General features: G+C 36.7%; 32 protein-coding genes. 9 read left to right on the forward strand and 23 right to left on the reverse strand.

The genetic code is table 11. From position 1 onward, the window contains the following. The first annotated feature begins 552 nt into the window (after positions 1-552). The gene (locus BTO28_RS08605; protein ID WP_076765290.1) at positions 553-747 is read left to right on the forward strand and encodes a hypothetical protein; all 195 of its coding nucleotides are present in this window, start codon (positions 553-555) and stop codon (positions 745-747) included. Positions 748-1076: 329 nt separating this feature from the next. Here the strand turns inward: BTO28_RS08605 and BTO28_RS08610 are convergent, their stop codons facing one another. The 6 genes from BTO28_RS08610 to BTO28_RS08635 all read right to left on the reverse strand — a co-directional run bounded on the left by BTO28_RS08610 (position 1077) and on the right by BTO28_RS08635 (position 6490). Further along, the gene (locus BTO28_RS08610; RefSeq protein WP_076765576.1) at positions 1077-2054 is read right to left on the reverse strand and encodes a tRNA dihydrouridine synthase; all 978 of its coding nucleotides are present in this window, start codon (positions 2052-2054) and stop codon (positions 1077-1079) included. A gap of 764 nt (positions 2055-2818) precedes the next feature. Continuing rightward, a complete protein-coding gene (locus BTO28_RS08615) occupies positions 2819-4609 on the reverse strand; it encodes an ORC-CDC6 family AAA ATPase (protein WP_233129853.1) in 1791 nt (596 codons plus the stop codon). Next, positions 4606-5292, reverse strand: coding sequence for a hypothetical protein (locus tag BTO28_RS08620; protein WP_076765292.1), 687 nt, complete (start codon positions 5290-5292; stop codon positions 4606-4608). Before BTO28_RS08620 ends, BTO28_RS08615 begins: the two co-directional genes overlap by 4 nt. Before the next feature lie 178 nt (positions 5293-5470). Beyond that, positions 5471-5620 carry a M48 metallopeptidase family protein gene (locus BTO28_RS16800; protein ID WP_233129854.1) on the reverse strand — a complete coding sequence of 50 codons (150 nt, stop codon included), beginning with the start codon at positions 5618-5620 and terminating at the stop codon, positions 5471-5473. Between the two features lie 193 nt (positions 5621-5813). Beyond that, a complete protein-coding gene (locus tag BTO28_RS08630; RefSeq protein WP_076765295.1) occupies positions 5814-6017 on the reverse strand; it encodes a hypothetical protein in 204 nt (67 codons plus the stop codon). Between the two features lie 71 nt (positions 6018-6088). Continuing rightward, positions 6089-6490: a hypothetical protein gene (locus tag BTO28_RS08635; protein WP_076765297.1), complete on the reverse strand. Its 402-nt coding sequence runs from the start codon at positions 6488-6490 to the stop codon at positions 6089-6091. 136 nt (positions 6491-6626) lie between these two features. Here BTO28_RS08635 and BTO28_RS17890 point away from each other — a divergent pair, with 136 nt between their 5' ends. Beyond that, positions 6627-6758, forward strand: a complete 132-nt coding sequence (locus BTO28_RS17890) for a zinc ribbon-containing protein (RefSeq protein WP_076765299.1) — start codon at positions 6627-6629, stop codon at positions 6756-6758. Positions 6759-6810: 52 nt separating this feature from the next. Here the strand turns inward: BTO28_RS17890 and BTO28_RS08645 are convergent, their stop codons facing one another. The 4 genes from BTO28_RS08645 to BTO28_RS08660 all read right to left on the reverse strand — a co-directional run bounded on the left by BTO28_RS08645 (position 6811) and on the right by BTO28_RS08660 (position 9762). Then, positions 6811-7080: a hypothetical protein gene (locus BTO28_RS08645; RefSeq protein WP_233129855.1), complete on the reverse strand. Its 270-nt coding sequence runs from the start codon at positions 7078-7080 to the stop codon at positions 6811-6813. Between the two features lie 518 nt (positions 7081-7598). Beyond that, complete coding sequence (locus tag BTO28_RS08650) at positions 7599-8933, reverse strand: hypothetical protein (protein ID WP_076765301.1); 1335 nt, start codon at positions 8931-8933, stop codon at positions 7599-7601. A 74-nt stretch (positions 8934-9007) separates the two neighbouring features. Then, on the reverse strand, positions 9008-9571 hold the full coding sequence (locus tag BTO28_RS08655) for a hypothetical protein (RefSeq protein WP_076765303.1): 564 nt from the start codon (positions 9569-9571) through the stop codon (positions 9008-9010). Continuing rightward, positions 9568-9762, reverse strand: a complete 195-nt coding sequence (locus tag BTO28_RS08660) for an XtrA/YqaO family protein (RefSeq protein ID WP_076765305.1) — start codon at positions 9760-9762, stop codon at positions 9568-9570. Before BTO28_RS08660 ends, BTO28_RS08655 begins: the two co-directional genes overlap by 4 nt. 173 nt (positions 9763-9935) lie before the next feature. On the opposite strand from BTO28_RS08660, the gene BTO28_RS08665 reads away from it, so the two are divergent. Then, positions 9936-10106: an aspartyl-phosphate phosphatase Spo0E family protein gene (locus BTO28_RS08665; RefSeq protein ID WP_076765307.1), complete on the forward strand. Its 171-nt coding sequence runs from the start codon at positions 9936-9938 to the stop codon at positions 10104-10106. A 131-nt stretch (positions 10107-10237) separates the two neighbouring features. Here the strand turns inward: BTO28_RS08665 and BTO28_RS08670 are convergent, their stop codons facing one another. Then, positions 10238-10501 (reverse strand): hypothetical protein, encoded by a 264-nt coding sequence (locus tag BTO28_RS08670; protein WP_076765310.1) that lies wholly within the window; start codon positions 10499-10501, stop codon positions 10238-10240. Positions 10502-11428: 927 nt separating this feature from the next. On the opposite strand from BTO28_RS08670, the gene BTO28_RS08680 reads away from it, so the two are divergent. Both BTO28_RS08680 and BTO28_RS08685 read left to right on the forward strand, forming a co-directional pair. Beyond that, positions 11429-11713 (forward strand): hypothetical protein, encoded by a 285-nt coding sequence (locus tag BTO28_RS08680; RefSeq protein WP_076765312.1) that lies wholly within the window; start codon positions 11429-11431, stop codon positions 11711-11713. A gap of 422 nt (positions 11714-12135) precedes the next feature. Continuing rightward, positions 12136-12333 carry a hypothetical protein gene (locus BTO28_RS08685; RefSeq protein WP_076765314.1) on the forward strand — a complete coding sequence of 66 codons (198 nt, stop codon included), beginning with the start codon at positions 12136-12138 and terminating at the stop codon, positions 12331-12333. 150 nt (positions 12334-12483) lie between these two features. On the opposite strand, the gene BTO28_RS08690 is transcribed toward BTO28_RS08685, so the two are convergent. The 12 genes from BTO28_RS08690 to BTO28_RS08740 form a co-directional block, all read right to left on the reverse strand. Further along, positions 12484-12948, reverse strand: a complete 465-nt coding sequence (locus tag BTO28_RS08690) for a DUF1064 domain-containing protein (protein ID WP_076765316.1) — start codon at positions 12946-12948, stop codon at positions 12484-12486. Positions 12949-13028: 80 nt separating this feature from the next. Further along, positions 13029-13226 (reverse strand): hypothetical protein, encoded by a 198-nt coding sequence (locus BTO28_RS08695; RefSeq protein WP_076765318.1) that lies wholly within the window; start codon positions 13224-13226, stop codon positions 13029-13031. Next, on the reverse strand, positions 13219-14133 hold the full coding sequence (locus BTO28_RS08700; protein ID WP_233129857.1) for an ATP-binding protein: 915 nt from the start codon (positions 14131-14133) through the stop codon (positions 13219-13221). Before BTO28_RS08700 ends, BTO28_RS08695 begins: the two co-directional genes overlap by 8 nt. After that, positions 14060-14968 (reverse strand): MerR family transcriptional regulator, encoded by a 909-nt coding sequence (locus BTO28_RS08705; RefSeq protein ID WP_095532666.1) that lies wholly within the window; start codon positions 14966-14968, stop codon positions 14060-14062. Before BTO28_RS08705 ends, BTO28_RS08700 begins: the two co-directional genes overlap by 74 nt. A 171-nt stretch (positions 14969-15139) precedes the next feature. After that, positions 15140-16036, reverse strand: coding sequence for a recombinase RecT (locus BTO28_RS08710; protein WP_076765322.1), 897 nt, complete (start codon positions 16034-16036; stop codon positions 15140-15142). A gap of 14 nt (positions 16037-16050) precedes the next feature. Continuing rightward, complete coding sequence (locus BTO28_RS08715) at positions 16051-17010, reverse strand: YqaJ viral recombinase family nuclease (RefSeq protein WP_076765582.1); 960 nt, start codon at positions 17008-17010, stop codon at positions 16051-16053. A 107-nt stretch (positions 17011-17117) separates the two neighbouring features. Continuing rightward, complete coding sequence (locus BTO28_RS08720; protein WP_076765324.1) at positions 17118-17336, reverse strand: YqaI family protein; 219 nt, start codon at positions 17334-17336, stop codon at positions 17118-17120. Positions 17337-17490: 154 nt separating this feature from the next. Continuing rightward, on the reverse strand, positions 17491-17622 hold the full coding sequence (locus BTO28_RS17665; protein WP_269843865.1) for a hypothetical protein: 132 nt from the start codon (positions 17620-17622) through the stop codon (positions 17491-17493). 99 nt (positions 17623-17721) lie between these two features. Further along, positions 17722-18264, reverse strand: a complete 543-nt coding sequence (locus BTO28_RS08725) for a helix-turn-helix domain-containing protein (RefSeq protein ID WP_076765326.1) — start codon at positions 18262-18264, stop codon at positions 17722-17724. Between the two features lie 70 nt (positions 18265-18334). Beyond that, positions 18335-18517: a helix-turn-helix domain-containing protein gene (locus BTO28_RS08730; RefSeq protein WP_076765328.1), complete on the reverse strand. Its 183-nt coding sequence runs from the start codon at positions 18515-18517 to the stop codon at positions 18335-18337. A gap of 332 nt (positions 18518-18849) precedes the next feature. Continuing rightward, the gene (locus BTO28_RS08735) at positions 18850-19074 is read right to left on the reverse strand and encodes a hypothetical protein (protein ID WP_076765331.1); all 225 of its coding nucleotides are present in this window, start codon (positions 19072-19074) and stop codon (positions 18850-18852) included. Between the two features lie 86 nt (positions 19075-19160). Next, on the reverse strand, positions 19161-19424 hold the full coding sequence (locus tag BTO28_RS08740) for a helix-turn-helix domain-containing protein (protein WP_076765333.1): 264 nt from the start codon (positions 19422-19424) through the stop codon (positions 19161-19163). A gap of 172 nt (positions 19425-19596) precedes the next feature. Here BTO28_RS08740 and BTO28_RS08745 point away from each other — a divergent pair, with 172 nt between their 5' ends. The 4 genes from BTO28_RS08745 to BTO28_RS08760 all read left to right on the forward strand — a co-directional run bounded on the left by BTO28_RS08745 (position 19597) and on the right by BTO28_RS08760 (position 22400). Continuing rightward, positions 19597-20043 (forward strand): helix-turn-helix domain-containing protein, encoded by a 447-nt coding sequence (locus tag BTO28_RS08745; protein WP_076765335.1) that lies wholly within the window; start codon positions 19597-19599, stop codon positions 20041-20043. Positions 20044-20058: 15 nt separating this feature from the next. Beyond that, positions 20059-20499, forward strand: coding sequence for an ImmA/IrrE family metallo-endopeptidase (locus BTO28_RS08750; protein WP_076765584.1), 441 nt, complete (start codon positions 20059-20061; stop codon positions 20497-20499). Between the two features lie 255 nt (positions 20500-20754). Further along, positions 20755-21807: a ParA family protein gene (locus tag BTO28_RS08755; protein WP_076765337.1), complete on the forward strand. Its 1053-nt coding sequence runs from the start codon at positions 20755-20757 to the stop codon at positions 21805-21807. Continuing rightward, positions 21804-22400, forward strand: a complete 597-nt coding sequence (locus tag BTO28_RS08760) for a HEPN domain-containing protein (RefSeq protein ID WP_076765339.1) — start codon at positions 21804-21806, stop codon at positions 22398-22400. Before BTO28_RS08755 ends, BTO28_RS08760 begins: the two co-directional genes overlap by 4 nt. Positions 22401-22453: the final 53 nt, after the last annotated feature.

Raw genomic sequence — 22453 nt, forward strand, 5'->3', positions numbered from 1 at the left:
ACAGGCGTTTACCTATTCACAAAAAAGGATATCAGATAGACGAAATTTAAAGGAAACCGAAGCGCTAAAATCTGCTGTCTTTCAGAAAGTAAAGACATTGTGTCAATTCAGTTAGCGGAGGAATATGAACAGGATTTTGAATGATCGGTTATTACCATCTTTTTTTGTGGAAAAAAATAAGATTAATTCTAATTTTATGAAAAAATCTTGTATATATTTACTATGCATAGTATAATTAGATTAACGAAAGGGGTGAACAGTGGAGGACTTAGGCAAAATAATAGCCCTCGCAGTTTCAATTCTAACTATTCGTCAAAAGTGGTTGACCAACCGGAACCGGAAGATGAAATTATAAATTGAATTGCTAAGGCAAAAACCAGTAAAAAAGAGACGGGGAAGTTAACTCCCCTCTTCCCTAAGTATACTACAAAAATATGGATATATTCCTTATATGTATGATTGTCTTATGGTCAATAGCAGGCGTATTAGCTATACGTTACCTATTCCTTCTTAAAACTAGAAATAAGCTAATGAAAGAAAGGGTTCGCTTGAATGAAGAACAGTCAAACCGAGGCGAATAAAAAGTGGCAAGAAAAGAATAAAGAGTACGCAAAATATTTAAGTAATCGATCCCGTGCGCGCAGCTTCATACGCAACCATGCGACTGAAGAAGATATTGATGAATTGCGTACGCTATTGAATGAGCGTGAGGAATTGATAAAAACGGACGATAATAAGATTGAATGAAATAAAGCCCTGGTCATTAATATGTAACCAGGGCTTTCTCTTATTATTTATAAAGCTGCTTATGAATGTCCATCATCATTGAAAGCCTTCTTGACGTGTTATGACGTTGCGGGTATGTGCCGTCTGAAATGCCATAATCTCTTACAATTTTTGCGCTTCAACAAATGATGCGTCTGCTTTTTCGTCTTTTTTTATATTCTTCTGCCACTTTTAGCGATATTTATTTTCCAAACCTTAATTTAAAAATTCTTTTTTGAATCAACCACAAGAAAAGATCTTCAGGGGGCACACCAGTTTATCGTCCTACTACGCTTTTACCTTGAATTGGGTCACTGCTGTTCCCCCATTCCATCAAGATGCTTTGACTCAAAGTCATCGAGCAATGCACGCACTTCATCTGTTGACTCTGTGCTCATTAATTCATTTCTTAATTCGCTTGCCCCTCGAAACCCACGGACATATATCTTAAAAAAGCGATGAAGAGCCTTGAACGAACGCAGCGAATATTTATCATGAAGATCGAGATGCAGCCTTAAGAGATCAAGCAATTCCTTACTGCTATGATCTTTCGGCTCCTTTTCAAAAGCAAATGGATTATTGAAAATACCACGCCCAATCATAATCCCATCAATACCGTATTGATGAGCAAGCTTTAAGCCAGTTTGACGATCAGGGATATCCCCATTGATCGTCAAGAGTGTATCTGGTGCCACCTGGTCACGAATTTTCTTAATCTCCGGGATTAGTTCCCAATGCGCATCTACTTTGCTCATTTCCTTTCTTGTACGCAGATGAATGGAAAGATTCACAATGTCTTGTTTCAATATGTGTGTTAGCCAGTCATGCCATTCGTCTACATCCGTGAAACCAAGCCTTGTCTTTACACTTACAGGCAATCCTCCTGCTTTTGCTGCTTGTATTAAATCTGCTGCAACTTCTGGACGACGGATAAGGCCGCTTCCCTTCCCGTTCTGTGTCACATTAGGTACAGGACAGCCCATATTGATATCCACTCCCCTAAACCCAAGTTTCGCCATACCAATGCTCATTTGCCGAAAGTATTCAGGCTTATCTCCCCATATATGAGCTACAATTGGTTGTTCATCCTCTGTAAAAGTCAAACGCCCACGCACACTTTTGTGCCCCTCTGGGTGACAATAACTCTCCGTGTTTGTAAACTCAGTAAAAAACACATCAGGCCTGGCTGCTTCACTCACTACATGGCGAAAAACAACATCCGTCACATCTTCCATTGGTGCCAGTATAAAAAAAGGCCGTGGTAAATCACGCCAAAAATTATCTATCATATTCAATTTCAAATCCTCTCATTCATGATGGGATACCAGGGCGAACCCTTATCCCAAAATTAAAAAGCAAAATGTCCCTGCTTCTTTTACACTTATACCATGCTTAAGCACTTTTTATCAAACTGATCGGAATATTTGAACAGACTGAAGACGAATTAAATAATGGACTCGCAAAAAAGTTAGTTGAATCGAAGGGCACCGTTTCGGCACCAAAAATGGCACCAAAATAAATTCCCTCTAAATAGTGATATGACAAGCTTCTTCTATACTTTTTTGAACACGATATCCCCGAATTTATCAACGAGCAAGATTGCAGAAGGATTGCTGATAAATATAAAGAAAAAACAGGAAAAAAACTCAAACTAATAGAAGAAATATAATGGCTTAAGCAATAAAGCCGTTCTAAGTGAGCGGCTACTCATAATATTTAAAACACGTTAATTGAAGTTGTAAACAAATAATCATTTTCCAAATTAAGAATTGGTAATTTTGATTGTTAATATAAGTACCGAATCATCAAACGTTTAATATATTTTCAGCCGTTTTTATGGATACTCTTTAAAAGAGCCTGTGCCTTGTCTTCAATACTTCGAAATGCATTTTCTTCATCTAAATCAATACTATGTGCTGTTAACAAAATCTATTCAGATAAAATTGAATAAAATAATGCCAACCTATATCTTATTAATAGGAAGGCATTATATTCATTACAACGGATTTTCCGTAAGGACTTTATGAAAGTTCTTATCTTCGATCAAAATTCTTTATCCTGCCATGTACTCTACCGCAGCATTTTTAATTTTTTCTATTCGAACATCTTGTATATATGACATTCTAATATCATCTATTTTTGCATCATAAATTTCTCCGATAGTATTAAATTTTGTTTTCAATCTCGATACGATCTTATGAGAAAGATTTAAATTTTCAATACTATGTCCTCTTAGGATTTTGTAAAGAGGTTCCTGTTCGGATATCTCCATTTTACTTCCACATTTTTTACAGAAAGTGAATGAAATATCGCTAGTTATAAACTCACATTTTGAATTGGAACAATGATATTCTTCTTCGGTTTTACTCAATTTTTGGATTAATTTATTAATTTCAGATGTGCTTTCAAAATAGGCTTGATTATTGTCTATATTAATTGAAATGTTATTCATTTCACTAAAGTCTCTAATTACAAGATCTGAAAATAATAGACTTGGATTAATAGTTATATAATATCCATATTTCCCCTTGCCCATGCTTTTCTTACTGTCATTCACAGTAATGAAATTAGAATAAGCAAGAATATCGAAAAGTTTAGATATCTTTTCAAAAGCTGAAGTTTCAATGTAAAACCCCACTGAAAGCTTTTTTCCAGCACTTCGACGCTTGTTATTCCATTCTCTTAAATTTGGTATTACTAAGTTTTTTATAAAAGTTTCAGCTTCAATAATGTGTTGCTTATATTTTACTAATCTATTTTTTAATGTAATGAATTCAGACCATTTTGCTTCATTTACAGTACGCAAACAATTTATAAGCATAGTCGTTGTAATACTTTTTTGTTTAAAAGCATTGGTATTTTGCAATTCATCAATTATATGAAATACAAACCTTGGATTTCCGTTACTACACGTACATACGGTATTTATTATCTCATTATTTACCGTTAGTTTGTTCCAATATTCAATATTAAAATCTTGTATCCTTTTTTTAAGTATTTTTTTAACGTACGTTACATCTTCACTCTCATGTGGAGACCAACTAATTCTCAATTCTTTCGCATCATGGTTTCTCTCAAAATATTTACCATAGTTAGTTATCCCTGGGTAAACAGAGGCTTTACAAGCTATTTTCGGATGAATCAAACTTTTAAAAAAAGTAAAAAACTTCTCTTGCTGACTTGAAGAAAATACATGTGCAGCCTCATCAAAAAGTAAGACTATCCTTTCTAATTCAAAGTCTTCGATTAATTGCAGCATAAACCTTTTGAAGCTGGCTGGATTATCAAGTATTTTAACTAATTCGGCTGAAGGCGCTTTTTTTGATAATGCTTTGTTATCTTCAATATCAGCTACTTCTAATACATCAATATAATCATTTAAAATTTTTGCATATTGTTCATATTCGTGCATTTTAGAGTTGCCTGAATATGAAAAAAAATTAGCCAGTCTATTACTAAGAGTATCAATACAAGAAGGTTTTAATTCAATAATTTTATTTAGAACTTCAATTAGTATTTTCCCCATGGTCCATTGAAGGAATGGATCTGCTTCCGAATCTATCACCTTAATTCTTTCAATCCTGATGGACTCCTCAAAACTTACCCAAACTGCCAAAATACTATCCCGGCCAAAATCATCCGCAGCACTTATCTCTGCTGTTTTCATTAACATCGTTTTGCCTATGCCTCTACTACCTTGCAAAAGATACTGACTAGAGTCTAAAAGTCTATTTATCTTATCATCGCTCTTATCAATAAAAAATTTACGGATATTTTCACTGTTTAGACTTTCAGTCCTATCAACTATATAATCACCTAAAGATCTATTAATAATTTTATTCATAATTTCACCACCCCGCAAATATTTGCCAATTCCAAAATATCCGTGTTATTAAAATCATTAAATCTTAAAACATATAAAACCGCTAAAATGCTTAAAGTTGATAAAAGCAATTTTTCATATTTTTTAAAGTCACTTTGGCTATAATTAATCGTTACAGAGTTTATTTTAATTAAACTATTGTACCTTCCATGTACAACATCTGATAGCTCACCATATTTTTTTGTTAAGTAAATACTAACTGAATCAGGACTTTTTTCGATGGAATCAATGTCTTCATAAAAACACTTAATATATTTTGTTTTGAAGAAATCATAATCGTTAATAAGTGCACTTACATACTTGTCAGCTTTTGCATTGGTCTTTTGAAAAATTCCAAATTGAATTTTATGGTCAAAATAAAAAAAAGAAGCAGTACCTATTTCTAAAATACTTCTAAGAGTAACAATTGCTGATCTATAGAATCCTGAAGATGCAGAATGTATAGATGCAAGCAAATCAAACACTAGCTCGTTCCAAAGAGTACCGATATCACCATCATTTTTTAAAATGTTATGGTGAATATCTAATGTTGCGTTCAAATATTTTAAAATTGGTGTAAAATCATTTAATTTAATTGTTTCTTTTTGTATTTTGTTAACTGGTGTAAGTATATTGTCACGAAATGTAGTTTTTGTATAAGACAAAATATCGCATCCTTACTAAAAATAATTATTCAGTAATATTTTACCTCAATAGAGTTTTTTTACAAGAAAAAACTGATCCTAAATTACTATCAGGATCAGTTCATATTTCGTTAAAGCTCTCTTACGATTTCTTCATCTAAAATTGCATTTCTCCTTTCCCAATCAGGGAAAAAGCAGGTTATAAAGTATCACTATGATCGTTGTGTTTGAAATGTATAAGCTCATGAAGTATTACATATTCAATGCAGTACTTCAGTACTTTAATAAGTTCTGTGTTCAACACGATTCTTTTGGAATCTATTAGTGCAGACCCCCACCTTGCTTTCATTAAACGAAGCTCGATTGTTGGCTTTTCGATTCTATATTTTTAATGGATGATAACTTAGAACTTGTTGTGACATGCATTTGGATTCCAGTTGTTCTTATGCATTGTTTCTATGCGCAATTTTTCAATTCTCACGGCTTGCATCTCCTTTAATTGTTTGTTTTAGAGCAAAGAAAAAAGCCACTCAAATGAGTGACTAAAAATAATGGGTTGCCCAATAATATGCTGTTCCTAACATAGCAGCAATAACAAAATACTTCGATATAAACCTTGGTACTCTTAAAAACTTCAAAACAACTGTTACTATTACAGCAGCAACAATTACTGCCACGGAAAACCATACTGCCTTAATCACTAAAGTTTTCATAAGATCTTCTAACGGCGAAAAATCAATTTCCATTTCTTCACTCCTTTTTTCCTTCATCATATAATTGTTTGAGTAAAGAAAAAAGCACCACTCTGGGTGCTAAATTATACAACTGTAATTCCAGCTGATGTCAAATACTCATCAAAGCTGTAACCATGAATAGAATTAATGATGCTACCGATATTATATTGCTGTTGTGTTATCGTCATCCCATTTAATCTCGGGTAAGGAATAGCACTTCGAAACCCGTCTACTTGAACAGTATAAAACGTGTCCACGATGCAATCATTAAACTGTAAAAAATATTTTTTTCTAGACGCATTCTCATTCGGAAAGTTGGTAGCCCATCTTTCATAAAAACCATCATCTCCGACAGATTCTGTTCTATCAGACTGTATAGAAATTCTAATATCGTTTCTGAAAACAAATTTACCAATTTCATCATCGTATAGCCAGTCGTTTTCAATAGAATTACTTATTTGCGCCATAAAGTCCTCATATCTCATATTGTCACCCCCTCTTCTACTACATATTTCTAGGAGAAGAGGCATAATCCTACAAAAATCGTTCATCAAATTACGACAAATGGAAGGTTTTTATTCCTTTACAGTGAATAATAAATAAAAAGGAGGAGGTGAGTCCATGCCAACAACTGGTGAAAAGCCTGGAAAAGGTACCTATACTTGTAAAGCTTGTGGTCATACCGTGACGTTAGACGATGATAACGATAGACTGCCACCATGCCCTCAGTGTGATGAAACTGAATACCTTTAATAATTTTTCAGATGCAGGAGGGGTGTAACTCCGATCCGTCCTGCCTCCCAGTTTAACACGCAAAATTTTCGCAGTGCAAAAGTTCGGAAAAAGTCGTATTTGAGCCGATTTGTGACTTTACCTCGGCACGGAGTTTATCGAGTGAATCGACGGATATTTCAAGGTGTATCGCAATCTGCTTACGCGTCATGCCGCTAAGGATGCAGTCATATACGATTTTTAATATTTCTTTATCGAGAAAATCACCGGCACTTTCAATGGCAACTACTTTGCGCTTATATCCTTTTAACCTCTCATACTGCTTTTGCTCCCGTATATCCATATCACGAAGCTCGGCCGGGCTTTTGCCGAAAGATCCTTTTGGTAGTGTCGCTTCAACTCCATATTGAGCAACGCCCCAAGAACGATCGGAAGCGAAGTGCCGTAAATAATTCGTTGCAGCCGTTCAATTTCTTTCATCATTCGGTAATCTCTAATCAATTCGTTAAAGTTATATATCGTAATCGCTTATACGCAACCCCCTCTTCCCCTTCTTAGAATCTGACGACCTGTCCTCTTTTAAATCCCGCTCAGTGAGCTTCTCCGACTGTTTGACGAGCTGTGTCTTTTTCAGCTTTTCCTTTCTTTCAACTGGAGCTTCCATCTGGTTTACTTTCATCTATTGCTGCAGCTGCTCTTTCATTGTTTTCATCTCCATCACTCCTTGGTTCCAAAAATAGGGGTAAAATTATAGATTGGTTGCAATGACAGTTGCCGTTAAAACAACAAAAAAGGACACCAAACAGCGCACGAGTTTTCGTGTCTGTACAGTGTCCTTCAGATGGCTGAGTGAACTACTATTCATCTGATAAGTTTAGAAGCCAATTCTTTACTTTGTTTGTAGTTCTCATGTTCCTTTTTATTCATTGTTTTTATTATATTTTTTTCAAGTGCATAATAAACTTCCTTTAGAGAGGTTTCATCCCTAAAATAAAGCTTTTTCAAATCATGTATTAGTTTTTTAAAATTCACAAGGAAATACTCATTTTCTTTTATAAACAATATTTCATTGTCTGCTCTGTATTTTTTTAATAATTTATAATTGGATTTTGTTTTTCTAATTAAATCGATTAATTTATTCTGAGAATCTCTTTCAACAACATCACAATTGTCATAGATATCTTCAAATGTGTCTTCTATTGATTCTTCAAAAATAAAGCCGCCATGATTTAGAATTAACTCTTCATATATAATTGATGCCGTGAGAAATCTGTTTTTCTTACTAAATTTTAAATTCACAAGTCTTTGTTTAGGATTAAAAGTTGATATTTCAATACCCATCTCGATAAAGTGTTTATATAACTCTCTTAATAAGCTTTCCATCAAGTTAGGCTCATAAATTCTATGGGCTATCGCCCAGTTAATTATTCCTAAGTTCTCTCTAATCATTCTTATTTCAGAATGCTTATTATTTGAAAGTAACCATTCTAATATCGTTCTATCGGCAATGTTTTTTTTATTTCTATTATCATTAATAAATTTTTCTATATCTTGTATTATTAGCTCTTTTTTCTTCCAATATTCCATGAGAATACTTATATTTTTGTTTTTCTCATCAATGTAATTATTATAAGCCTTGTTGATTTCCTCAGAAATTTTTCTCCATTTTTGCTCAAGATGTATCGGAATAATTAAATCTAATGTATCAACAAATTTAGATGATGATTCTACAAATTTTCTGATACCAGGTATTTCATTCTCTAGCACATATCTATTTGTTGCTCTTTTTGAGTCACGCTGAGCTAACATAACCATAGCATTGATAGATTCACCAAATTCCTTAACACATTCCGTTCCTATTACCAATGTTTTCTTATTTATTTTATTCTGGATTCTATTTTCAATTTTGAGATATTTATACCCACATAAACTACAAATCCTTTTATATTCTCTGAAATTCTCCCCTAGGTCCTTTGATGGTTGAATTTTGGCAATTTCCCATTCCGATCTACAAGCATTAATTAATTCATCGTAGTATGAACTCAGGTTATTAAGCTCTGAATATTTTTGGAGGTCTTCATATTTTATTTCTTGATGTTCTATAAGAAAAGCATATAAGTTTTCAAAAGAAGTTTTAGCTGCCTCACTATTTAATATTAAGTTTCTTTGTTTCTCCGTAACCAGAACCTTATTCAAAAGACTTCCCCCTCATCCCGCTTTATTATCCTAACTTCTTCATTCAGTACTTTTCTAGTAAGCTAGTAGCATTTTTAGTAATCATTAAATTTAAAATCAATATTCTTTATTTTAACCGTCTTTGTTTTTAAAGACTTTCTTTTCACAATTCCATACTCAATCCCTATTTTATGAGTGTGTTTTAAAACTTCTATATCATGATCCATAAAAAAGCAAAAACTTAGTTTTTGTAATTTTTTCGGTTCTAAATTGTAGTAATCAGCAGGGTGATCGATTGGTTTAAATTGACCATTTCTCATTTTTTTGTCATTCAATGGATGGTTGTAAAATGGTTGATTTTTTTCATCATAAAATTGGACGATGAAATTTTTTACTGACTTAAAAATCTCTGAAGAATTATAAAACTCAACGTCAATTACAAAATCACTTTCAGTCGCTTGATTAATATCATAAACTGCATATTTTTGTTTTCCCTGTTCTTGTCGCATATACTTTTTTTCAGCTTTCGCAATATTCACATAAACCCTTCCGGTATTTTTTAAGATATGTGTAATGATCAAAGTAGACATAGACCCTATCACAGCACCAATAACCCCATTAAATTTTGTAGCAATGTCAAGTACTTGTTCAAATGTCAAAACTCCTCCCCCTCTTCCCGCCTCATCCGCTTTACTTTCCCCTGATGCGTGACGATCTTGTATTCCCCATGTGGCGGCAGCTCTCTGACCTTGACCTTCCCGTCACAGATTACCACAACACAGTTTTTCGGTATTTCCATTATATCCAATTCCAGTTTCATAGTGGAAGGATCGATTATAATTTCTCTCATAGCTGAAAAGCCCCCAGTCTGTTAAAATAATATTGTCGATATTTTTTAACGAGCCGGGGAGCTTCCTCGGCTTTTTTTGTTGCAAAAATTTGCAATTTCAGACAAAATAACTTTATTTTTACACAAAAATGACCTATAATTTTCTAAAGATTCCTACATTAAGGAGGTACCATATGAAGCAAGGTCAAACAAACACTGACAGCCTGCTTTCACAAATTAATGAACTTCGTGAATTGATGGTTTCCACCGGAATGGAAAAAGGTCTTGATAATGTTGAAACTATTAAATATAGTCAAGAACTAGACAAGTTGATTTTTCAATTCCAATTACAAAATAGATCTTGATCTTCAAGCGTTCTTGTCGTTTTTTAACCGGGATAACCTGGCTTTTTTTTATCCCCACCACCGCTCCGGCGTCCACTGCTGATCAATTAATGCTCACGGTATGCCATTTTTGGTTTCCTCCCATCAATTCTTCAAAAACGCTTGTCCTTCGTCAGAAGGGCCAAATCTACCAACGCCGACTTATCCTGCCATTCATCCAACAACGTTCCTACTGGCTCTAGTCGATGAGCTTCATATGACCCTTTCGTCGGCCGGTTCCATTCAATTTCACCGCCTATGATCCGCGCAACTTTCGTTAATTCTATTTGATGACCGTAATAACCGACGTTGCTGATATAACCGATCGCTGTAATGTCGCCTATTTGGACTGAAACCCGCTCCCCAATCCTCAACAAGGCAGTCACCCCTTTTTATGTCGTGTAATCGTCGAAATGTGTCTCATTTTTGATTTAAATCACCTTTCTTTAGTACTTTTGTCAAAACCCTTTTAAAACTATATTTACGGTATATAATTCAATAGTAGTGTTACAAAATGCCCGAAGGAGAGTTTTTCTTGTATGAATTGATTATTCTTGTTGAACTAGGCCGATTAATAGACGACTACTATAGATGTAACGATATGAATGTTAAAGAGCAAATTCAGAGTGATATCCAACTTTTAATTGATGCAATGGTTATTGGTGAGCAATCCTCATAACTGACTCACCTTTTTTTCACAATTTGTGTCGAATGTTCACCAGACTTATCTAAAATAAACTGAGTTGCTCGTTAAACTGCGGAGTTAGATCCTCATCGAATTTTTCTGTCTTCAGTTCTTGGTTTAATGCGACCTCAATCGATTCGATAACCAGTCTAATTTCAGCTCTTTCAAAATTCTCAAACCAATGGACAGGAAAACAGCCGATCATTCATGTTAGTTCGGGATTCATGTGTACCGGATCCCCGAGCAATAACATAGTATTCTTTATCTAATCGACCCTTCGACGCTTACCAACACCAGATAAGTTTGGCAACATATACTTCGTTCAGTTCGATTTCTACTGAGCGTTTCGACGGCTCTGGCGGCCACACAGCTATCTCAGAATCTTGTAAAATCTCAAATCCCTATCACAGCCCGTTTGAGTGCCTTTTCGTGGGAATCTGGATGCATAAACATGATCATTACCGACTGGAAAAAAATAAAATGTTTCGTACGTCGGTAGAATGTCCGCATCCAGGCATCTTCCTTGCAACATGCTGTTACCTCCTAACCTTTATGGGCGTACTGTTGAATAAAATTTCGAAATTCCACCATGATATCATTAAAAAAGGATGATATCTCAATGGATTTCCCCACAATACATACAAATTTCTGGGATGCTGTCATTGCGGTCCCTGTCGTTCTTATCCTGACGCAGTTAATCAAAATATTTTTAAAGCCTTCGAAACCCTTGATGCCCTTCATTGCATTGATCATAGGTTTACTTATTTCTGTTTTCATCAGCCACCGAGGGCATCTAGTTGCCGGTATTTTCATGGGCTGGTTTTATGGATATGCCGCTATTGGTTCTTACGCTTCATTAAAAACGAACATTGTTTCTTATTTTAAAAAAGTTCGTCGTGAATAATTTGCACGTTAGTATCAGTACCGTCATTAGTACGAACAACAGTACAAACGCCCTTTTTTGGATAGTTATAGCAATAGGGACAAACTTTTGATTACTCTACTAATGCTTCCTCTGCGTAATCTGTAGCCATTTTTTCAATCCCTTCACCTTGGAAGTTTGATTTTTTTTATTGATGTTCAATTATTGAAATCATTTTGGCTACCATGTGTCTGTCAAAGAACAAATTATATTCTTCCGCTTACTCCATTTGCCGCTTCCATTCTTCAAGTTTCCCGTTTAAAACGATCATCTTCACTCCTTTACAGTTTGTGTCTCACACTGTGAATTAATTTTATTTAAATTTACTATCAACCCTAGGTACTAAAAACACGCCATATTTTTAAGCGGAAATATAATGATAATAAAGAAAGGCTGTGAGAATAGTGGGTTTACAAGAACATGATATTACTGATGACGTTATTTCCTTGTTGGATGTTATCACCATTCTGTTACTTGAAGAGAATCCCATTCTGGGAATAGTTTTAGTAGCTTTACTCAAAACAGTTACTGAAGACAGACTTGCCCGAATATCACTAATTTTGTTAGTTATCATTTTAGGCACAACTAAAAGCGAACAATAAAAATAGGGACTTTTTCCATTAATTTGTTTATGGTCAACTACCGATCATCGTTTGCACTGATCCGCAAGATCAAGGTGCATTTCCGCTCGCACCAGATTGCCTGCTTTTTCGTGCTTGGCGCCTGTGCCATGTGATATTCGTATTGAGACATTATCGTTTTCTCCTCCACCCTGCTTTCGTGTATTCCATAATGGTTACTTCCTGCCCGATCGCCTGTTCAAGCAGCTTCCGCCGCAAGGAGAAATCCCGTGAAGCAGGACCACCTTTCACGTCCACCACTTCAGTCTTTCCATCTTTATATGTGACATGAAAATCAGCCGTGTATTTCGCCCCTGCCTTCGTTTTAGAGCCTTTTCCGGAACAGAGAGAGCAATTTATCTCGCGTTTTGTTTTCGTGCTAATTTGACGCCCTGTTCCTTCACATCGACGACATATAACGGTATATGCTGGGATAATTTCATATACCGGTTGCACTTCTACTTTTTCAACAGATGGATCCGACAGAAGCAGCTTGTAATAATCCGCCTCTGCTTTGCTGTCAAACACCTTGCCGAAAGCAAAGGTTTTCTTAGCGTTCCAGTTACGCCCTGCTGTTTTAACCGACTTCCTTCTCATTCAGCACCTCTTCAATCGTGACCTGGTTCCGTTCAAATTCGGCCTGTGCCTCCTCTTCTGCCTGCTTTTGCTTACAGGATTCATGCAGCATCACCACCTGTTTTCTCATCCATTCCAAAACGTTTTCTAGCATCCTCAAGACGTTTGTTTAATGCCTCTCGCTTCGCTTTCCGGATATGCTCCGGCACCGGTCCACAAGACGGGCAAGCTTGAAAAATATAAGCTCCAAAACTATTTTTGTATGTGACACGGTGTGTACCGCCGCATGTATTACACATCGTTTAATCCCACCAATCTATAATTCAATATTTTTCGATCCCCTTCGATCACAACCGTGAAGTCCTGGCACATTTCGTAAATCCGTGAACCGAGAGCTTCATCCACCTCATCCATCTGATCCACGTCCAGTTCCGATGAAACGAGAATCGGTAAATGATTAAGGTACCGGTAATTAATCACTGCGTACATTTGCTCAATCTGCCATTCCGTTGCCCGCGGCTTTCTATTTACTCCCCGGCCGACAGGTTTGAACAGATCATCGATGAAAAGCACATCTGCGTTTTTCATCCGCTCTAGCTTGGGAGCAATCTGCTCAAAATCTTCTTTCAAGTCGTTAAAGCCTTCGACGTAAGGAAAGTAATGAACCGAGACACCCTTTTTGACGATCAGATTGTTTGATATTGCCATCATCAAGTGCGTTTTCCCGCTGCCAGGTTGACCAAGAAGAGCCATACTATTAGCCCGTTTGCTTCGAATTTTTTCAAATTCCTTGTAGTAGTCCATCGCACACTCTTTCATGTCTGCAACAATTACAGCTTTGCCTTTCGTCTTAAAATTTTGAAAGCCGAGCAGCTTAAACTCATCTGTAATTTCACTGGATTTCATCAGCCGATTGATGCGGATTTTCTTTACGCATTCGCACTGGATGGAATACTTACGCTGCCAGTTCCGCGCTTCCTCGGGACCGCATACTCTCATGGCCAGAAAATCAGATTCAAGCACCATAAATTTAGGATCCGGTACAAGCTTTCCGGTGTCAGGATTCACTGTCCAGTCAGCGTCACGGTGTACCCGGTAATGTACCATCAGCTGATCTTCACATTTTGAGCAGTTAACCTTTTTTTCTGCCGAGCCATCCAGTTTTGCCGCCGGTGAGGGAATCCCTCTTTGGTGCAGTTCCGCCATGATGTCCGCTAGTTTTTTTGCCATCGTCCGGAATCCTCCGTTTTGCTAATATTTTGGCAGCCTCTTTTGCTTCTAAAGCTGCATGGTGGTCAAGGATATAATCCCTGCAGTATTTAAAGCTGGTAATTTTGCCGTTCGGTTTGCGCTTGGCATAATCCGCAAAGCACTGCTCAAGAAATTCGATAGTTTGGGAGACCGACACTCCCTGGACGACTATCTGGGCGATTTCCTGGTAATCCTCAAGAGTTGGAAAACTCTCCTTGCCTTGCTGTGCCGTTTTCAGATCAGCAAACCTTTCAGCAATTAAATCAACAGGGTCCGTTTTAGTATTAGTATTAGTATTATTTTTGTTTATCTTTGTAATATCTTTATTAGATGCGACATTTTTGTCGCTTCTCTTGGACAAATATGTCGTATCACTATCTGACTGATCAGACATTTTTGTCTCATCACTCCCTAAGTGAAGCGACATATCTGTCGTATCACTCTTAACTGATGCGACATTTTTGTCCGGTTTGTTAACATACTTTTTCGAGTTTCTGACGGAGAAAATCAATCCGTGAGGTGCACGGGTGGTTTTGATGTATCCGTATTTTTCTAGATCATTGATCCATCTCTCCACCGTTTTTTCGCTGACACCGAATATTGGTGCAATATCTTTTTTCTTCAGTGGCTTGTTTCCTAAAACGATGCCCCAGTTCACCCCGTCTCGCTCGACTTCTTTGGTTGTTGAACTGACGCACCAGAGGAAAAGCCACAATGCTGAACCAATCTTCTTGTAATGTGTTGGCTCCAACAAACCGGAGTACATTGGAAACGGGTAACTGTCTGGCACCGAATCACCGCCTTTATTATTCTTTCTTGACCAGTACTGCCTGCTTCTCAATTCGTATGAGCACCAGATGTGGGTGGGAGGACTTGAAGTAGCTCCTCACCCACCTGATGTACTCATCATTGTCTTTGCTCATCTGCCGGATAAGATTCGGTATGGCCATTTTGTATTCCATTATTTAAATGGTAGATCATCGTTTGAAACGTTGATCGCATCAAAATCGATGTCTTTTGCTGATGGTTTTTTCGTTTCTTTTGTCTCTGGCTGGACCAGCGTTTCCTGCTGTTCTTCTACCAGTTCAAATTCAGGCTGCACATCAATTACTTCACTCATATCTGGTGCAATTTCTTTCTTGATTGTTGAATCAGCTTCAACGGTCTTCTGAAACTCAATCGATTTTGGAGCGTATTTCAGCACTTCTTTCAAAACCGTTTTCTTTGCCATCGCGTCATAATTCGTTTTCCAAGGGCTTGTCCATCCTTTTTGCACTGCCTGGCTGAACTTCTTGGCGTGCTGATCAATGCGCTCTCTTGTCCAGTAGACAAAATCAAAACCGCCATTTTGCAGGTGATATACTGCGTAGTAACCTATTGGCTCGCCTTCTGGAATACTGGCCGGTACGTGCTTTAAATCTTTGTATAGACCATACTCAAAGGTTAGTTCGTCGTTTGTGTACACTTCATGAGCGTAAATCGCTTTATATTGACCGCTGCGTACGGCTAAATCGATAAGCCCTTTATAAGAAAGCTGAAACTGTACCTGCTTGCCGTAGGGAATCAAATACGCCTGGCCAAGCCCCGTATTCGGTTCAACGCCCAGCTGGGCAGACTGCATGATCGCCGCAAGGAAGGACATTTGATCACATTCCAGAAGCTTTGGTGTGGTCCGGACAGCCGTTAAAGCGATACGTGCCATGCGGTCGGCATCCATATGTTTTGGAAGGGCCCGCTGTATTTCGGGACCCATTCGTTTTAATAAACCGTTAAGTGACTGTTCCGGTGACACTTGTTTCGCTGGAGCATTTTGTTGCTTCTTTGCCAGTTCGTTTTTGATCGTGTTATTTGTAGCCACGGTAAAACCTCCAGTTATTTAATTTTGAAAGGGCGAGAAATGCTTTGTTTAATGTATTCTTCGTAAATCTCTGGCTGCTCTTTCTTTAACCGAGCAGAATCAATTCGGTTTGAAACATGAGCTTTCCAGGTAATCTTTTGATCACCGATAAAAGCTGTTTCGTTTTCTTTCATGGCATCTTTCAGGACGTTTTGGCATTCGGCCATTTTCAGTTCAATCTCTTTTTTATCTGCTTCTAGCGCTTTAAATGAGTCAATGTAGACCTGTAGATCAGTCGTCAAATTAATAAAAGTTCCTGGTTCATGCTGTGGGTACAGTGCTTTAAGCAAGTCACTTGAAGCAGCTGTACCATCAAATGGTGGTGGGTTGTTGGCTAAAACATGGTTTTCCCAGAACTCTTTTTCAATATTGATAAGATACTCAATCAGCTCTTCATCCCGTTCAATTCGTTTATGAATGAATTTGTTACCACCAACTAATACGGCAATCCACCAGGCTTCATATCCAGTTACAGCCATGTAATGTTGGCACTGGAGCAGATAAGATGGCGGCACTTCATCGCCTTCCCATTCGCTCTTTAAGAACTCTGAGGCTGTTTTGCATTCAAGTCCTTCTTTTTTACCGGCAATCAATCGATCTACATTTGCATATATAAAATCATATTCGGGATGCTTTAGAATGGCATTTCGCCGGCGAACTTTAAGTCCAGTACGGCGTGCAAACTCCTGAGCAACCAAATCCTCATTTAACACACCAAAATAGGCTGCCTCACTTCCATCTTCAAACCCGCCCTGCTCATTAACCGTAAAAATTTCTTCCGATTCGATCTGGTTCGTTTTTTCAAGGTACACTTTCATTGGCGAGCTGTATTTATTGAGGCCAGCAATGGCAGCACAATCACTGCCACCGATACCGTTACGTCGTTCCAGAAGCCAGTCGTGCCGCGATAAATCACTTGTTGAAATAGCGTTCATGTTCTTTGCCAAATTCTTCACTTCCTTGATTCATTTTTTGTTGTGCAGTACAATGTTTGTAATACCTATTTTTAAACAGTCGACTCCTGCTCCAACAGGAGTCTTTTTCATGCTTCAGCTTGCTTTTCTAATGCGTCTAAGTGCTGAACCGCATATTCAGCAAGATTTTGTTCCAATACAACTGAGCCATCTTTCATAATGAAATAGATGTCGTTGCTCATAATCTCGTCTCCAAAAATGTCTTCCGCCGGATAGTCAGATTCACGCTCTTGAAAATGCAATGGAAAGCCAGTCCGTTCAATTTGCTGGATAAGTGGATGATCCATTTTTTACCTTCTTTCTGATAGTTAATGTTTTACGATAGGCATCGAAATAATGAGAAGAAAATTTTTCGACATTTATCGACAAAAACTGTAGTATATCTATTATTAGCACGGTATAATGTACCTATGTCACTTAACGTTCGCTCTGATATTTTCATCAGCGGGCGTTATTTTTTTGGTCTTTTTTATATCGATCCCATACTGGACGTGAAACCCAGCCGATCCCCAAAAGAGCCATTCCGGCAACCGTTAAGATAATGATTTGTACTGCATCGAATACCCAAAACATTGAGCTTCTTCACCACTTTCGCTTTTATTCCGTTGGCGTTCAGCTTCTTGACAATTACGGCATATGACCGGCGTCGCTTCCTTGGCTTGTCCTTTTTCTTCACGCTTCAACCCAGCCTTTCGCTTTTATCCGGGTCAGCGTCTCATCTCTAACCTGCTTCGGGTTGATTAGATACGCTTCATACAGATGACACCGAAAGTTTGCTGCAGCCATTTCCATTTCGTTTAATTCGACGATTAAGTCCTTCACCCAATCTTTTTCTGCTTTGCTTGCTTCTTCTGGAGGCTTGCACCAATCGAAGTCCTCCGAGCGAATCCGGCCATATACATCCGTCCACTCTTTGAGCAAAAAATGCTTGAAGGATAAGCGATGCTGTTCAATTGCTTTCCCTCGGAGTACCGGTGCAGAAAATCCACTGCTGAACTCGAAGATTAGGTCCATTACGAAAGCCGGACAGTCGTTAAACACATTGATCGCTCTTTTGGCAATATCCTTTTGCAATGGACGCCGTTCATTTTTTATGTGACTGCCCATCTGAGGTGAGACACCAAGGTCGAGAGAAAGCTGATTTAGCGATATGCCTTCTCCTTCTATCAATCGCTCAATGACCTTACCCACATTTGCTGATTTTTTTATATTCAAAATCAACCACTCCCATCTTTTTGTATTTAATTTAGAATTTCTTCATACTGGATTTCTTTATATAATGAAATTACATTGCCACATCTTCTTCTTGGCTTCTTATCCAAGTATCAATAGCAGATTTCGTGAAAAAAATTTTGCTTCTCACACGAAAATGAGGAATTTGTTTTTCTTTCACCATCGTGTAAATGGTGTCTGGATGAACACTGAGGTAAGCAGCAACTTGTTTAACGGTCCATGTTTGGTTTTGCATTGATTAGATCACCGCCATTCGTGGAAACAAGCTTTCATGACGTTTGCCATTCATTTCAGCAACCTCTTTACTGTCTGCGACAAGTTGGCCATCGAGTGATTTAACGGTTAGTTGATTCAATTCGCTTCCTCCTTACTGGTTTTTCCTTCCTGTGTTACTATTTTCATAGGAAGGGGGTGGAACAATAAAAACTTTAAATATGAACGAGTTATACAAAGATGTAGTAGAAAATTCTGAAACTCGTGATCACATTATTAAAGAAGTCAAAGAAGTGATTCAACACGCAAGAACACTGAACTTAAGTGATGAAGATTATGAAATGATGTTATCCACTACTCTTGTTTTACTTGCTCATGAACTTGCTGTTGAGTCTTCAACAAGGATTGTGACAAAGGTTCTTGAACACTATGGAAAAGCTGTATTGCCTGAGATTGACGATCCTTCAGCGGAATAATAATCTCTTCTTTTTCACAGTCAGCCGCCGTTGCCGCGGTGGCTTTCTTTTCTAATTCAGCAACACGCTGTTCTAATTCATTAATGCGTTTTCCATAAAACATTTGATCACCTCCTTAATGTAACGTGCTTAGATATTGGTCTTGTTTAAATGACAGCAATTTTCGCCATACTGGGAAGGTGAGCGCCTCTATTCTTGATCACCTTCCTTTCTTAGCTGACTTCCTTTTTTTTCTAATTTCCCTAAAACTTCGCGAATCGAATAGCGCTTAGGTAAAAAAATTTTATCTTTTTCACAACCATATAGTTTTGCAATCTCATCTGCGCGTTTTGAATCAATTTGACGCTGACCGTTTTCAATTTGGGAAAGATAGCCTCCTGAAATATTCAACTCTTTGGCGGCTCCTTCTATAGTGAAACCGGCGGCAATTCTAGCCTTTTTAGGCAAACTCACTTTAAATCACCTCTTTTTAATTTAAAAACTTTGCATATCGTGTTGCTTGTTTCCATAATACAACGCAATACGCAAAGTGTCAACGCATTTTGCAAAGTTTTTTGTTTTTTTCTTTATATTCGCATTTTGCAAAGTATAATGGATTTATATAGAAATTAGGAGGATCATTGCTATGTTCGGTAATCGATTGCGGGAACTTAGAAAAGAAAAAAATTTAACTATGAAGGAACTAGGAAAAAAATTCTCACTTGCTGAGTCCACCATTTCTGGATATGAAAATGGAAATCGAAAACCCGACAGCGAAATTATTAACGCATTTGCTGACTTTTTTGAAGTTTCTACTGATTACTTATACGGAAGAACAGATAAAAGAAAAATTGATAATAAAACTGAGCTTCCTGAACTGACCGCTAAAGATGAACGGGATATTTTGAGAGACCTTGAAAAAATCATTAACAATCTTGAATCGAAAGATGGTTTGGCTAGTTTTGATGGACACACCTTAGATGATATGGATGAAGAAGATCGAGAGCTGCTGATTGCTTCCCTCGAAAATTCAATGCGCTTGGCTAAACGCCTAGCCAAACAAAAATACACCCCTAAGAAGTATAGAAAATAGGAGTGGAGAATTATGTTGGATATTAAAGCCACTGTGACTGAAATAATTGAAAAACATGCAACCAGCGATCCTATCAAGATTGCTGAACAATGCGGCATTCTCCTCTCCTATGAAGCATTAGGGAATATACTAGGGTATTTCAGCAGCTATAAACGGGTTAAGTTTATTCACATTAATAATAAGTTGAACGAGCATAGCCAGCGCTTTGTCTGTGCTCACGAGCTAGGGCATGCTCTTCTACATCCAAAAGCAAATACATCTTTTTTAAAACAAAAAACGTTGTTCTCCGTTGATCGTGTAGAAGTTGAAGCAAACGCTTTTGCAGTTGAATTACTCCTGTCAGACGAAAAATTACAGGAATATTCAAACTCAAATCTATCAATCTTCCAAATTGGCGAAATTTATGGAATTCCACGTGAATTGGTTGCGTTAAAAACCGTTTCTCAAAAGGGATAATTTTTTTTTACTCTTTATATGGTATTTATTGTGTAATATTCATTATTTGTGAAAATGAGATTTATTATGGGTAATTATGAGAAATTTGTTTAGGATGCTTTGGATTGATCATTTTAATCGGCCTCATAAGCAGAGAATGTAATTATTTTTCTATAGTATGGAATTTACAACCAATTCTCTACTGTTGTTTTATGTAAAATTAATATCTCAACTTACAAGCTTTTAAAACTATAACTTTGATTGGAGTTAAGCTAAATGGAACAAACACAAACAGGTAATGAAAACTTTAAAATTATTTCTGTTTTTAATCACAAAGGAGGGGTTAGTAAAACCACGACTACATATAACATTGGCTGGAAACTTGCAGACAAAGGTTATAAAGTGCTTTTAGTAGATGGTGACCCTCAATGTAACTTAACTGGTTTATTACTAAAAGATGCTTTTGAAGAATATTATATAGGAACAAATAAACTAAACAATATTAAAGATGGGGTTCGTCCTGCATTTGAAGGTGCTCCACATCCCATTAAGGCTATCGATTGTTATATCCCAGAAGAAAATGAAAATTTATTTTTAATTCCTGGTCATATGGACCTTTCAGAATATGACCCTGCGCTAAGCTTAGCTTTGAACAGTAATAATGCAATCACAACACTCCAAAATCTACCTGGATCGTTTTATGAGTTAATTCAATTATGTGCTCATAAATATTCAATCGACTATGTTTTGATAGATATGAATCCCGGATTAAGTGCTATTAATCAAACATTCTTTATTACATCGGATGCATTTATTATTCCAACAAATCCAGATCCATTTTCTATTATGGCTCTTAATACAATGCAAAAGATTTTACCTAGATGGAAACAATGGGCTATTACCTCACAGCCCTTTTTTGAAACTGCTACTTATCCATTACCTCAAAGGGAGCCTAAATTTATTGGAGAAATTATCCAAAGATTTAACTTGCGTAATAATAAACCTGCAGCCGCTTATTCTGATAAAATTACTGAAATAAATGATTTTATTGAAGGTTCTTTCATAAATACTTTAAAAAAGTTTAATATGATTTACGATATTGAGCCTGCAAAAAAATTAGAATTAATTGATTCCCACTGTTTAGCTCAAATTCCTGAATTCGGAGCATTAATCCAACGATCTCACGAACATGGAGTACCTATTTTCTCCCTGAATGAAAATCAACTTGGGACTACTGGGAAAGTAAAAGAAAGAATGTTAGAGAAACAAGAAGAAATTAATATTTTATTCGAAAATATAACAAATGCTATCGTAGAGATCCTCAAATGAAGGATCCTATAGAACAATTTGATTTAATCATCACTGATACTCGACATATTTCTTCTGTATATGATCATTTCAATATTCCTGAAGCATTGGACGATCTTTTACGCTGGCAATGGATTCAGGCTGTTTCAGCTTTAGATAAATATATACATGACATTGTCAAAAAGGGTTTAATTCATACTTTTAATAAAGAACTTCCTCCGACAAAAAGCTATTCGAATTTTTTAATTCCTATAGCAGTTATTCAAGAATCTTCGGATCCACTCAGTTCTTTTGAACAGTTTGTAATTAAAAAGTTAGCATTTCAGTCCTATCAAACCCCAGATAAAATTACTGAGGCTCTATCATTAATTTGGCCAGAGGAACACAAATGGCAAAAGATAGCTGATGCTTTGAATGATGACCAAAAAGTTATTAAAAATACACTTAATTTAATCGCTCAAAGGCGTAATCAAATTGTGCATCAAGGAGATTACCCTTCTGATAAATTAGAAAAGGAAAAAATAGCTTTAAATGAATCAGAATGGGTTATAGACTTTATTGAAAATTTGGTTCATGCTATTCATGACGAATTAGAAAGCTGCTTGCATACTTAAATGCAAGTAGCTTCAGCTTGTTAAAAAAGCATATCAGCGATATTATTTACTTT

The sequence above is a fragment of the Domibacillus epiphyticus genome (assembly GCF_001975785.1).
Classification (GTDB): domain Bacteria; phylum Bacillota; class Bacilli; order Bacillales; family Domibacillaceae; genus Domibacillus; species Domibacillus epiphyticus.